The following is a 13,151-nucleotide window of genomic DNA, read 5'->3' on the forward strand; positions in this document are numbered from 1 at the left end:
GACGCTGAGTCCATGACAGGCCAACGACACGAAGCCGAACGCGTCCTCATCGTCGACGACGAACCCGCCGTCCGGGAGGCCCTGCGCCGCAGCCTCGCCTTCGAGGGGTACGGGACGCGGGACGCCGTCGACGGTCTGGACGCCCTCGCCCAGATGGAGTCGTACGCCCCCGACCTCGTCGTCCTCGACGTCCAGATGCCCCGGATGGACGGGCTCACCGCCGCCCGCCGCATCCGGGCCGCCGGCTCCACCGTGCCCATCCTGATGCTCACCGCCCGCGACACCGTCGGCGACCGCGTCACCGGGCTCGACGCGGGCGCGGACGACTACCTGGTGAAGCCCTTCGAGCTGGACGAGCTGTTCGCCCGGATCAGGGCGCTGCTGCGGCGCAGCTCGTACGCGGCTCCCACGAGCGGCCCCGCCGACGCCGACGTGCTGTCCTTCGAGGACCTGCGGATGGACCTGGCGACCCGCGAGGTGACCCGGGGCGGCCGGCCGGTGGAGCTGACCAGGACCGAGTTCACGCTCCTTGAGATGTTCCTGTCGCACCCCCGGCAGGTCCTGACCCGCGAGCAGATCCTCAAGGCCGTGTGGGGCTTCGACTTCGAGCCCAGTTCGAACTCCCTTGACGTGTACGTGATGTACCTGCGGCGCAAGACGGAGGCGGGCGGCGAACCGCGCCTCGTGCACACCGTGCGGGGCGTCGGCTACGCGCTGCGCGGAGGAGGCGGGGAGTGAGCCCCCTGTCCGGCCCCGGCGGACCCACGGCACCCGGTCCCGGCGGGCCCCTGACACCCGGTCCCGGCGGACCCACGACACCCGGCCCCGCCGCCCCCTCGTCCGCCCCCGGGTCCCGTCGCGGCACCCCCCTCGCCTGGTTCCGCTCGCGGCCGCTCCGCTCCCGGCTCGCCCTGCTCACCGCCGGTGCCGTGGCCTTCGCCGTCGCCGCCGTCTCCCTCGCCTGCTGGTTCGTGACGCGGGCGCAGCTGGAGACCGAGATGGACGCCTCGCTGCGCGGCACCCGGCTCGACGCGAACGGGGTGCAGAGCCTTCTCGCCCTCTGCCGCCAGGGCACCACCCCGCCCCCGGTGGCGGGCTCGTACACCGTGCAGGTCGTCCTCGCCACCGGCGGCGTCTGCACCTCGGGCAAGGCCGCGATCCCGGCGGGACCGGGCGATCTCGCGGTGGCGCGGGGGCAGCTCGGCGACATCCTGCACACCGTCAAGGACGACGCCGGGCGCGAGATGCGGGTCTTCACCTATCCGCAGGAGGGCTCCGTCGGGATCGCGGTCTCCGTCGCCCGCCCGCTCTCCGAGATCGACAACTCGATGTCCACCCTGCGCTGGGTGCTGATGCTGGTCTCCGGCATCGGCGTGGTCGGCGCTGGCGCCGCCGGGCTCTGGGTGGCCCGTACGGGTCTCGAACCGGTGCACCGGCTGACCGGGGCGGTCGAGCACGTGGCCGCGACCGAGGACCTGACCGTCCGTATCCCGGTCGAGGGCGAGGACGAGATCGCCCGGCTCTCCCGTTCGTTCAACGCGATGACGGCGGCGCTCGCGACCTCCCGGGACCGGCAGGCGCAGCTCATCGCCGACGCCGGGCACGAACTGCGCACCCCGCTCACCTCGCTGCGCACCAATGTCGAGCTGCTCGCCCGCAGCGAGGAGACCGGCCGGGCGATCCCGCCGGAGGACCGGCGGGCCCTGATGGCCTCGGTGAAGGCGCAGATGACGGAGCTGGCCGCGCTGATCGGCGACCTCCAGGAGCTGGCCCGCCCGGACACCGCGCAGCCGGGGCCGCTCGCGGTGGTGCCGCTGCACACGGTCCTGCGGGCGGCCCTGGACCGCGCGCGGCTGCGCGGTCCCGAGCTGACCTTCGTCACGGATCTGGCGCCCTGGTACGTACGGGCGGACCCGGCGGCCCTGGAGCGGGCCCTGGTCAACGTCCTGGACAACGCGGTGAAGTTCTCGCCGCCCCGGGGCACCGTCGGGGTGACCCTGATGCGGGGCGAGCTGACGGTGACCGACCGGGGGCCCGGCATCCCCCCGGAGGAGCTGCCGCACGTCTTCGACCGCTTCTGGCGCTCCCCTTCGGCCCGCAGTCTGCCCGGCTCGGGGCTCGGTCTGTCGATCGTGGCCCGTACGGTCCACCAGGCGGGCGGCACGGTCGCCCTCGCTCCGGCGGAGGGCGGCGGCACGGTGGCGACGATCCGGCTTCCGGGGGCGCCGACGCCGCCGCCGGAGGCGACGGGCCGCCTTTCCTGAGCGGACGACGAAGGGGGCGGCGGGCCGGGTAACCGGTCCGCCGCCCCCTTTTCGTTCACGGGACCCCTACGGGAGCGGGGCTGCTCGGGGAGCGTCGCCCCTACGGGTGCGGGTGCTACTTCACGACCGTGACGCGGTCCGCCGCCGGGACCGGCAGCGGGTTGGCCGCCGAGGAGTGGGCGGCCAGGTAGGCGTTGAAGACGTCCAGGTCGGAGGCGCCGACCAGCTTGTTCGTGCCGGTGGCCAGGGCCGCGAAGCCGTCGCCGCCGCCCGAGAGGAACTCGTTGATCGCGACCCGGTAGCTCTTCGACGGGTCGATCGGCTCGCCGTTCAGCTTGATCGTGCCGTCGACGACGCGGTCCGCGCCCGTCTTCGTCATGTCGAGCGTGTAGGTGAGGCCCTTCGAGACCTGGAGGATCTTGATGGAGTTCAGGTTGGGGCCGCTGACCTGCTGCTTGAGCGCGGTGATCAGGTTGGCGCCGGTCAGGTCGACCACGTTCATCATGTTGGTGAAGGGCTGCACGGTGAAGGACTCGCCGTAGGTCACGACGCCGTCGCCCTCGGCGCCGGACGCCGCGTACACCAGGTCGGCGCGGATGCCGCCGGGGTTCATCAGGGCCAGCTGCGCGCCGCCCTTGTCCGCCGGGGCCAGGCCCTCCAGCTGCGCGTCGGCGATGACGTCGCCGAGCGGCTTCTCGTACGCCGTGGAGCCGCGTCCGTTGATGTCGGCGGCGATGTAGCCCTGCGGGCGGTTGGCGACCGGGGCGGCGAGGGTCTGCCAGTCGGTGATCAGCCGGGTCAGGTCCTGCGCCTTCGGCACGTCACGCGAGACGACGTGGTTGGCGGAGGCGACGGCCGTACGCACGATGTCCTTGGTGGCGCGGTCGTACGTCAGCGTGGTGTCGGTGTACAGCTTGCCGAACGAGGACGCCGAGGTGACCAGGCGCGGCTTGCCCGCCGGGTCGGGGATGGTGCACACGTACGCCTGGTGGGTGTGGCCGGTGACCAGGGCGTCGACCTGCGGGGAGACGTTCCTGGCGATCTCGGCGATCGGGCCGGAGATCCCGTCGCCCGGACCGGGGCTGTCGCAGTCGTAGTCGTACGACTGGGAGACCGGGACCCCGCCCTCGTGGACGAGGGCGACGATGGACTTGACGCCCTGCCGCTCCAGGATCTTGGCGTACTTGTTGATCGTCTCGACCTCGTCGCCGAACTTCAGGCCCTTGACGCCCTCGGCGGTGACGATGTTCGGGGTGCCCTTCAGGGTCACGCCGATGAAGCCGATCCGGACGCCTTCCTTCTCCCAGACGAAGTACGGGTCGAGCAGCGGCTGCCCCGTCTTCTCCTTCGTCACGTTGGCGGTGAGGTAGGGGAAGTCGGCGCCCTTGAACTTCTTGCCCGCGACGAAGCACCCGGCGGTCGGGTGGCAGCCGCCGTTCTGCATCCGGGCCAGCTCGACGGCGCCCTCGTCGAACTCGTGGTTGCCCACCGAGGTGACGTCCAGGTCCAGCTTGTTCAGGGCTTCGACGGTCGGCTCGTCGTGGAAGAGCCCGGAGAGCAGCGGGGAGGCTCCGATGAGGTCGCCCGCCGCCGCCGTCACGGAGAACCGATTCCCCTGGCGGGCCTGGCGCAGATGGGTGGCCAGGTACTCGACGCCGCCCGCGTCGATCTTCTCGGTGGTCCCGTCCGGCTTGACCCGGGTGACCTGGCCGGAGGAGCCGGTCGGGGGCTCCAGATTGCCGTGCAGGTCGTTGAAGGACAGCAGCTGGACGTCGACCATCCGGCCCCAGCCCTTGCCGTTGCCGTTGCCGTTGCCGGCGGCGTACGGGTCCGTGCCCGCGCCGGCTGACGGCGACGCGGCGACGAGCGCGCCGACGGCGACGAGCCCCGCCCCGGCGGCCAGAACACGCCGTCCGGTCTTGTTCTTCCTCGATGTCCCTGCCATCGCTCCCACTCGTCCCTTGACCTGTTTTGCGGTGTTGACGTACTCCCCCGTCTGCGGGTTGCAGCCTAGGGTCAACGCGCGTAGCGCAACAGGGGGCTGCGGGTTACAAGACAGTTGCCGCCGCCTTTCGCCGGGGCGGCCGTACGTCGCCGTAGGCTCGTGTCCATGACTTCCGACGCGGCGCCGGCCCTTGAGCCCGGACGGCAGATCCACACCTACGACGAGCTGACACCCGAGCAGGTCCAGGACGTACTGGAGCTCCTTGAGGCCGCGTACAGCGCCGACGGGGCACACGCCGTCTCCGAGCAGGGCCGGCTCTACCTCCGCCACGGGCACCGCGAAGGCGTCCGCCACTTCCTCCTCACCGTCGGGGAGGACCTCTACGGCTACGCCCAGATGGAGGAGACCGACCCCATCGAGGCGCCCGCCGCCGAGCTGGTCGTCCACCCGGCCCACCGGGGGCGCGGCCACGGGCGGGCGCTCGGCACCGCCCTGCTCGGCACCTCCGGCAAGCGGCTGCGGGTCTGGGCGCACGGCGGCAAGTCCTCCGCCCGGCACCTCGCCCAGGTCCTCGGTCTGACGCTCTTCCGCGAACTGCGCCAGCTCCGGCGGCCACTGGCCCCGCTGGACATCGCGGAGCCGGTGCTGCCCGAGGGCGTCACCCTGCGCGCCTTCGTCCCCGGGCAGGACGACGCGGCCTGGCTCGCCGTCAATTCGGCCGCCTTCGCCCACCACCCGGAGCAGGGCTCGCTCACCCAGCGGGACCTGGCCGACCGGATGGCCGAGCCCTGGTTCGACCCGAAGGGCTTCTTCCTCGCCGAGAAGGACGGACGCCTGATCGGCTTCCACTGGACGAAGACGCACGCGGAGGAGGGCCTGGGCGAGGTGTACGTGGTCGGCGTCCTGCCCGAGGCACAGGGCGGCGGCCTCGGCAAGGCCCTCACCTCGGCCGGTCTGCACCACCTGGCGGCCCAGGGCCTGCCGACGGCGATGCTGTACGTCGACGCCGACAACACGGCGGCGGTGACGGTGTACGAGCGGCTCGGCTTCGTCACCCACGAGGTGGACCTGATGTACCGCACGGAGTCGTAGCCCGGCTTCGGGAACCAACGGGCTTTCCCAGGGGGGCGGTTGACACCGCCCCCTTCCTTCCATCACCCTTTCACTACTTCACTAGTGAAAGGGTGGTGCAGTACGTGGTCGAGTACCGCATCGACCGGCGCAGCGGCGTCGCCACCTACCTCCAGATCGTCCACCAGACGAAACAGGCCCTCCGGATGGGCCTCCTGGAGCCCGGCGACCGGCTGCCCACCGCGCGCGAGGTCGTCGAAGCGACGGCCATCAACCCCAACACGGTCCTCAAGGCCTACCGCGAACTCGAACGCGAAGGCCTCGTGGAAGCCCGCCGGGGCCTCGGCACCTTCGTCCGCACCACCCTCGGCACCGCCCCCGCCGACTCGCCCCTGCGCGGCGAACTCACCGACTGGGCCCACCGGGCCCGCGCGGCGGGCCTGGACCGGGAGGACGTGGCGGCGCTCTTCACTTCCGTACTCAAGGAACACTTCGAGGGGGACGAGGCACCATGACGCACGACACCGCCCTGGCGGCGGACCGCCTGGGCAAGAAATACGGAAGGCGCGGCGACTGGGCCCTGCGGGAGTGCGACCTTTCCCTCCCCCAGGGCCGGATCTGCGCCCTCGTCGGCCCCAACGGCGCCGGGAAGTCCACCTTCCTCGCCCTCGCCGCAGGCCTTCTGCGCCCCACCGAGGGCACCCTCACCACCCCCGGGCGGGCCCTCCTCGCGTACGTCGCCCAGGACAAGCCGCTCCACCCCCGGCTCAGCGTCGACGACACCCTGCGCATGGGCCGCGAACTCAACCCGGGACGCTGGGACGACGCCCTCGCCCGGCAGGTCCTCGAAGGCGGCGGATTCTCCTCCCGCACCCTGGTGCACCGGCTCTCCGGCGGTCAGCGCACCCGGGTCGCCCTCGCGCTCGCCCTCGGCAAACGGCCCGAACTCCTCCTCCTGGACGAACCGATGGCCGACCTCGACCCGCTCGCCCGGCGCCGGCTGATGGGTCTGCTCATGGCCGAGGCCGCCGAGAACGGCACGACCGTCGTCATGTCGTCGCACATCCTCACCGAGCTGGAGAACGCCTGCGACCACCTCCTGCTGCTCCACGGCGGCCGGATCCTCCTGGACGGCTCCATCGAGGAACTCCTCTCCACTCACACCCTGCTCACCGGCCCGGTCGCCGACCTTGCCCCGCACCACGTGGTCGAATCCCGCACGACAGGACGTCAGCTCACCGCCCTGATCCGCCGCGAAGGCCCGGTCGACGGGCCCTGGGAGACCTCGGAACCCTCTCTGGAGGAACTCCTCCTCGCCCACCTCCGTACCACCGAAGGAGTCCCGGCATGAGCACGCTCGCCCTCAAGGGCGTCTACTGGGTGACGGTCCGCCAGCACCGGCGGACCCTGTGGCTGGCGGGCGCGCTGGTCCTCCTGGCGCTGCTGGTGATCGGCGCCCTGCGGATCTGGGACGCGCGGACGCCCGACATGTATACGGACGGCGACCACCGGCTCTTCGGCGTCTACGGCAGCGGACTGGACCTGCTGCGCGGGGCCATGCAAAGCATGTCCACCGGCATGATCGCCCTGCCGCTCCTCGTCGGCCTCTTCGTCGCGGGACCCCTCATCGCGCGCGAGTTCGAATCAGGGACGTATCGGCTCTCCCTCACCCAGTCCGTGAGCCCCGCAGCCTGGTTCCGCGGCAAACTGCTCACCGCCACCGCCCTGGCCCTCGGCACGGCCCTGCTGCTCACCGCGGTCTACCTGATCGGCTGGCCCCGGGTGTCGGGCAGCTGGAAAACCAACTGGTGGAACCCCGGCCCGTACCTGGTCACCGGCACCACCCTCACCGCCTACCTCCTCCTCGCCATCGCCATCGGCGCCCTCGCCGGCCTGCTGATCCGGCGCACCCTCCTCGCCATGGCCGCCACCGGAGGCGTCACCGGCCTGATCATGGGCGTCTTCTACGCCTTCCGATGGGACATCCTGGCCCTCGAAACGGCCACCGCCGCACCCGGCGAACCCCTCGACCCCTCCGGCACCGGCATGTACGTACACCAGGGACTGATCAGCGCCTCGGGAGAACGACTGCCCGGCTGGTTCTGCTTCGACAACACCCCCGACGTCCCCTGCCGCACCGACGAGAAGGTCGTCGCCCAGTTCCTCGACTACCACCCCCGCTCCCACTTCTGGCCCACCCAGCTCATCGAAACCACCATCCTCCTCACCCTCACCGCCCTCGCCCTCCTCGCCGCCTTCCGCGTGCTGCGCGCCCGGCACGCCTGACACCCCCGGGCCCCACCAGGGGCGGGGCCCGTCACGGCCCCGCCCCCGATTCCCATACGACATGTCGTCGTTACCGGCCATTCAGACGCGCTTGCGACGCTCACGCAATGAAGCGCTCCGTGCCCACGCCCGCCAGGGCGGTCCTTCCCAAGGGAAGGCTCCCCTCCGCCACGGCCCGCTCCGACGCGCCCGACCACCCCTTCGCGCGGAAGAATGGGGCCATGAGCCAGCAGCCCGCCGAGGTCCCGGTCCCGGCCCCCGCCACGCCGTCCGTCCCGTCGTCCGCAGCGCCCGCCGCGGGCTCCCGCACCGCGCCCCGCGCCCAGGTGGTGAACGGCGCCGTCGTCACCGACCCGGACGCCCCCGCCGAGCCGCACGGCACCGACGGCGACCAGCTGCCCCAGGGGCGCTTCCTCGACCGGGAACGCAGCTGGCTCGCGTTCAACGAACGCGTCCTCGAACTGGCCGAGGACCCCGCCACCCCCCTCCTCGAACGGGCCAACTTCCTCGCGATCTTCGCGTCCAACCTCGACGAGTTCTTCATGGTCCGCGTCGCCGGGCTCAAGCGCCGCATCGCCACCGGCGTCGCCACCCGCTCCGCCTCCGGACTCCAGCCCCGCGAGGTCCTCGACCTGATCTGGACCCGCTCGCGCGAACTCATGGCCCGGCACGCCGCCTGCTTCCAGCAGGACGTCGCCCCCGCCCTCGCCGACGAAGGCATCCACCTCATCCGCTGGCCCGAACTCACCGAGAAGGAGCAGGCGCGCCTCTTCACCCTGTTCCGCCAGCGGATCTTCCCCGTCCTCACCCCCCTCGCCGTGGACCCGGCCCACCCCTTCCCGTACATCTCCGGCCTCTCCCTCAACCTGGCCGTCGTCGTCCGCAACCCCGTCAGCGGCCACCGCCACTTCGCCCGCGTCAAGGTCCCGCCGCTGCTCGCCCGCTTCCTCGAAGCCTCCCCGCAGCGCTACGTCCCCCTGGAGGACGTCATCGCGGCCCACCTGGAGGAGCTGTTCCCCGGCATGGAGGTGCTGGCGCACCACATGTTCCGGGTGACCAGGAACGAGGACCTGGAAGTCGAGGAGGACGACGCCGAGAACCTGCTCCAGGCCCTGGAGAAGGAACTGATGCGGCGCCGCTTCGGCCCCCCGGTCCGCCTGGAGGTCGAGGAGTCCATCGACCCCTACGTCCTCGACCTGCTCGTCCGCGAACTGAAGATCTCCGACGCCGAGGTCTACCCGCTGCCCGGCCCCCTCGACCTCACCGGACTCTTCGGCATCGCCGGACAGGACCGGCCCGAACTCAAGTACCCCAAGTTCGTCGCCGGGACCCACCGCGACCTCGCCGAGGTCGAATCCGCCTCCGCACCCGACATCTTCGCCGCCCTGCGCGAGCGCGACGTCCTCCTGCACCACCCGTACGACTCCTTCTCCACCTCCGTCCAGGCCTTCCTCGAACAGGCGGCGGCCGACCCCGACGTCCTCGCCATCAAGCAGACCCTCTACCGGACCTCGGGCGACTCGCCCATAGTCGACGCCCTCATAGACGCCGCCGAGTCCGGCAAGCAGGTCCTCGTCCTCGTCGAGATCAAGGCCCGCTTCGACGAACAGGCCAACATCAAGTGGGCCCGCAAGCTGGAAGAGGCCGGCTGCCACGTCGTCTACGGCCTCGTCGGCCTCAAGACCCACTGCAAGCTCTCCCTGGTCGTCCGCCAGGAAGGCGACATGCTGCGCCGCTACTCCCACGTCGGCACCGGCAACTACCACCCCAAGACCGCCCGCCTCTACGAGGACCTCGGCCTGCTCACCGCCGACCCGCAGGTCGGCGCGGACCTCTCCGACCTGTTCAACCGGCTCTCCGGCTACTCCCGCCGCGAGACCTACCGACGCCTCCTCACCGCCCCCAAGTCCCTGCGCGACGGACTCGTCTCCCGCATCACCAAGGAGATCGCCCACCACCGCGCCGGCCGGCCCGCGTACGTCCGCATCAAGGTCAACTCGATGGTCGACGAGGCCGTCATCGACGCCTGCTACCAGGCCTCGCGCGCCGGTGTCCCCGTCGACATCTGGGTCCGCGGCATATGCGCCGTACGCCCCGGCGTCACCGGCCTCTCGGAGAACATCCGGGTCCGCTCCATCCTCGGCCGCTTCCTCGAACACTCCCGGGTCTTCGCCTTCGGCAACGGCGGCGAACCCGAAGTGTGGCTCGGCAGCGCCGACATGATGCACCGCAACCTCGACCGCCGCATCGAAGCCCTCGTACGGGTCTCCGACCCGGCCCACCGCGCGGCGCTCACCCGGCTCCTGGAGACCGGGATGTCCGACACCACCTCCTCCTGGCACCTCGGCCCCGACGGCGACTGGACGCGGCACGCGACCGACGCCGAGGGCCGCCCCCTGCGGCACGTCCAGGAGATGCTCATCGACGCGCGGAGGCGCCGGCGTGCACAACCCTGACCCCACGCAGGACCGCACGGCGGGCGAGATCCTCGCCCCCTACCTGCACGCACGCGCCGCGGACTTCCTCCGCGGCCTGCGGCTCCACGGCGAGAGCGGCTCGGACACCGCCGGATCGGAGGAGGCGGCCCGCACCCTGCGCGGCGCCGCCCGCCGGATCGGCGGCACCCTCCACACCTTCCGCCCCCTCCTCGACATCGAGTGGGCGGACCGGCTGCGGACCGAACTCGTCTGGCTCTCCGGCACCCTCGCCGTCGAGCACGCCTGCACCTCCCGGCTGCTCCGCCTCGGCGACGCCCTGTCCCGCCTCTCCACCGGCACCGGCGGCCCCGGCGGCCCCGTCCCGGCCGCCAGAGGCGGCGACTCCGCCGGACTCACCGTCGGCGCGGCCCGCGCCGGCGCCCTCCTGGAACGCCAGCTGACCCTGGCCAGGACCCGCGCCCACTCGGCCTCCCTCCAGGCCCTCGGCTCGGCCCGGTTCCACGCCGTCGCCGACGCCGTCGCCCTCCTCGCCTCCGAGGTCCCCCTCGGCCCCGCGGGCACCTCCCCCGCCACCGAGGTCCTCGACGCGCCCGCCGAGGTCGCCGAGCGGCGCCTGCTCGACGCGGTGGCCGCCCTCCCCCTGACCCGCGCGGCCCGCCCGTACAACGCCGACGCCCTCGCCCTCGCCACCGGGGAAGGCCAGGACGCCCCCTGGCACCACACCCGCGCCCTGCTCCGGCTGCACCGCTACGCCGCCGAGGCCCGGCACACCGGCGGCGAACCCGACTCCGCCCTCTACGAGGCCGCCCGCGCCCTCGACCGGCACCGGGACGCCTCCGAGGCGGCGGCAGCGGCGGCGGCGGCAGCCCGCACCCCCCGCATCGCCCCCGCCACCGCCTACGCCCTCGGCGTCCTCCACGCCGACCAGCGGCACGAGGTCGAAGCCGCCCGCTACGCCTTCCAGCGCGCCTGGCGGAGAACCACGGCCCCGGTCCCATGACCACGCCCCGGGACCGCGAACCGGTCAGGGCCGCCGGGTGCGTCCTGTGGCGCCCGGCGCTTTCCGGCCACGGCATCGAGGTGGCCCTCGTCCACCGGCCCAAGTACGGCGACTGGTCGCACCCCAAGGGCAAACGCAAGCGCGCCGAGCCGGCGGACGCCTGCGCGCTGCGCGAGGTCCTGGAGGAGACCGGCCAGACCTGCGCGCTCGGCCCCCGGCTGCCCACGGTCCGCTACACCGTGGACGGACGCCCCAAGGAAGTCGACTACTGGGCCGCCCGCGCCCTCGGCGGCACCTTCGCCCCCACCCGCGAGGTCGACGCCCTGCGCTGGCTGCCGCCCTCCGCCGCCCGCACCCTGCTCACCCAGGCCCGGGACCGCGAACTCCTCGACGCCCTGACGTCCACGCCGGCCGGATAGTCCCCCCGCGCCACCGCCGCCTCCGTACGACCATGCCTTCGTACGGCCATGTCCTCACGCGGCCGGGTCCTCGCCCTCGTACGACCCCGTCCTCGTACGACCCCGTCCTCGTACGACCCCGTCGCCGTACGGCCACGCGGCCATGCCTCCGTACGGCCATGCCTCCACGCCCATGCCTCCGTGCGCCCGCGGCTCCGTGCGGTCACGTCCTCGTACGCCCCCGTTTCCCGCACGGCCCCGCTTCCGTACGGGCACGGGCTCCGCGCGCTTCCCCGTACGCGTACGTACGCGTACGAGCCCCCACGTGTCTCCCGTACCCCCGTTTCCCCCGCTCGGAGCAGCCTGCGGCGGCCCGCACCCGGGCTTCCGGCACGGTTCACTTTCCGTTCACTCTCTCCCGTTGGCCGCTTCACCTGATCTGCCTAATTTCGGCCTTACACGGTGCACAGAGCACAGCGATGCACCACCCACCGACACACGCCGCCGTAGAACTCGGACATACAGCCCGCAGCAGGGCGGCTTCTGGAAGGAACACCCGAAAGTGAAGCTTTCGCGCAAGAACGGGCTTCGCGCCTCCGCGATCGGTGCCCTCGTCGTCTCCGGTGCGCTCGTCCTCTCGGCGTGTGGCTCGGACAACAACACGGAGACCCCGGCCAAGGAGAACGGCGCCAAGACCTCCGCCGCCGCCCCGGCGTCGAGCATCGCCTGCGAAGGTGCCAAGGGCCAGCTCCTCGCCGCCGGTTCCAGCGCGCAGAAGAACGCGATGGACCTGTGGGTCAAGAACTTCCAGGCCGCGTGCTCCGGTGTCGAGATCAACTACCAGGCCATCGGCTCCGGCGGCGGCATCACCAAGTTCAACCAGGGCCAGGTCGCCTTCGCGGGCTCCGACTCCGCCCTGAAGGACGAGGAAGTCGCCGAGTCGCAGAAGATCTGCAAGACCGGCAAGGGCGTCAACCTGCCCATGGTCGGCGGCCCGATCGCGATCGGCTACAAGCTCAACGGCGTGGACAACCTGGTCCTGGACGCCTCCACCATCGCCAAGATCTTCGACAACAAGATCACCAAGTGGAACGCCCCGGAGATCGCCAAGCTGAACCCGGGCGCCAAGCTCCCCGACAGCACCATCCAGGCCTTCCACCGCTCGGACGAGTCGGGCACCACCCAGAACCTGGGCAAGTACCTCTCGACCGCCGCGGCGGCCGACTGGAAGCACGACCCGAAGTCGAAGTCGTGGCCCGCCCAGGGCGGCCAGGCCGCCAACGGCTCCTCCGGCGTCGCCACCGCGGTCAAGGACGCCGAGGGCTCCATCGGCTACTTCGAGCTGTCCTACGCCACCGCCAACAAGATCTCCACGGTCAGCATCAACACCGGTGCCGCCGCCCCCGTCGCCGCCTCCTCGGAGAACGCGTCGAAGGCCATCGCCGCCGCCAAGGTCAAGGGCACGGGCAGCGACCTCGCCCTCTCCCTCGACTACACGACGAAGGCCGAGGGTGCCTACCCGATCGTCCTCGTCACCTACGAGATCGCCTGCGACAAGGGCAACAAGGCGGAGACCCTGCCGACCCTCAAGGCCTTCCTCAACTACACCGTGAGCGAGGAGGGCCAGAAGGTCCTCGCCGACGCCGGCTACGCCCCGCTCCCGGCCGAGATCGCCGCCAAGGTCCGCACGATCGTCCCCACCCTGTCCTGACCCCCGACCGGGCCCGGCCTCCCGCCCAGGGAGGCCGG

The 13,151-nt window shown here is 72.1% G+C and carries 11 protein-coding genes; 10 read left to right on the top strand and 1 reads right to left on the bottom strand.

Going from position 1 to position 13,151, the window contains the following annotated elements:
• Positions 1-12 precede the first annotated feature (12 nt).
• Both BU197_RS29895 and BU197_RS29900 read left to right on the top strand, forming a co-directional pair.
• Positions 13-738, top strand: coding sequence for a response regulator transcription factor (locus tag BU197_RS29895; RefSeq protein WP_188271448.1), 726 nt, complete (start codon positions 13-15; stop codon positions 736-738).
• A 173-nt stretch (positions 739-911) separates the two neighbouring features.
• Positions 912-2,264 carry a sensor histidine kinase gene (locus BU197_RS29900; RefSeq protein WP_188271499.1) on the top strand — a complete coding sequence of 451 codons (1,353 nt, stop codon included), beginning with the start codon at positions 912-914 and terminating at the stop codon, positions 2,262-2,264.
• 115 nt (positions 2,265-2,379) lie between these two features.
• Here BU197_RS29900 and BU197_RS29905 read toward each other — a convergent pair whose 3' ends face one another.
• On the bottom strand, positions 2,380-4,209 hold the full coding sequence (locus tag BU197_RS29905) for a bifunctional metallophosphatase/5'-nucleotidase (RefSeq protein ID WP_188271449.1): 1,830 nt from the start codon (positions 4,207-4,209) through the stop codon (positions 2,380-2,382).
• Between the two features lie 165 nt (positions 4,210-4,374).
• Between BU197_RS29905 and mshD the strand changes: the two genes are divergently transcribed.
• The 8 genes from mshD to pstS all read left to right on the top strand — a co-directional run bounded on the left by mshD (position 4,375) and on the right by pstS (position 13,113).
• On the top strand, positions 4,375-5,301 hold the full coding sequence (mshD, locus tag BU197_RS29910) for a mycothiol synthase (protein WP_188271450.1): 927 nt from the start codon (positions 4,375-4,377) through the stop codon (positions 5,299-5,301).
• A 104-nt stretch (positions 5,302-5,405) separates the two neighbouring features.
• Positions 5,406-5,795, top strand: coding sequence for a GntR family transcriptional regulator (locus BU197_RS29915; protein WP_188271500.1), 390 nt, complete (start codon positions 5,406-5,408; stop codon positions 5,793-5,795).
• Positions 5,792-6,631, top strand: coding sequence for an ABC transporter ATP-binding protein (locus tag BU197_RS29920; protein WP_188271451.1), 840 nt, complete (start codon positions 5,792-5,794; stop codon positions 6,629-6,631). Before BU197_RS29915 ends, BU197_RS29920 begins: the two co-directional genes overlap by 4 nt.
• Positions 6,628-7,566: an ABC transporter permease subunit gene (locus BU197_RS29925; RefSeq protein WP_188271452.1), complete on the top strand. Its 939-nt coding sequence runs from the start codon at positions 6,628-6,630 to the stop codon at positions 7,564-7,566. The genes BU197_RS29920 and BU197_RS29925 overlap by 4 nt, the downstream gene beginning before the upstream one ends.
• A 221-nt stretch (positions 7,567-7,787) precedes the next feature.
• Positions 7,788-10,022 (top strand): RNA degradosome polyphosphate kinase, encoded by a 2,235-nt coding sequence (locus BU197_RS29930; RefSeq protein ID WP_188271453.1) that lies wholly within the window; start codon positions 7,788-7,790, stop codon positions 10,020-10,022.
• Positions 10,009-11,004, top strand: a complete 996-nt coding sequence (locus BU197_RS29935; RefSeq protein WP_188271454.1) for a CHAD domain-containing protein — start codon at positions 10,009-10,011, stop codon at positions 11,002-11,004. Before BU197_RS29930 ends, BU197_RS29935 begins: the two co-directional genes overlap by 14 nt.
• Positions 11,001-11,423, top strand: coding sequence for an NUDIX hydrolase (locus BU197_RS29940; RefSeq protein ID WP_188271455.1), 423 nt, complete (start codon positions 11,001-11,003; stop codon positions 11,421-11,423). The genes BU197_RS29935 and BU197_RS29940 overlap by 4 nt, the downstream gene beginning before the upstream one ends.
• 541 nt (positions 11,424-11,964) lie before the next feature.
• Complete coding sequence (pstS, locus tag BU197_RS29945) at positions 11,965-13,113, top strand: phosphate ABC transporter substrate-binding protein PstS (protein ID WP_188271456.1); 1,149 nt, start codon at positions 11,965-11,967, stop codon at positions 13,111-13,113.
• Positions 13,114-13,151: the final 38 nt, after the last annotated feature.

The organism is Streptomyces sp. CBMA291, from assembly GCF_014596525.1.
GTDB lineage: Bacteria > Actinomycetota > Actinomycetes > Streptomycetales > Streptomycetaceae > Streptomyces.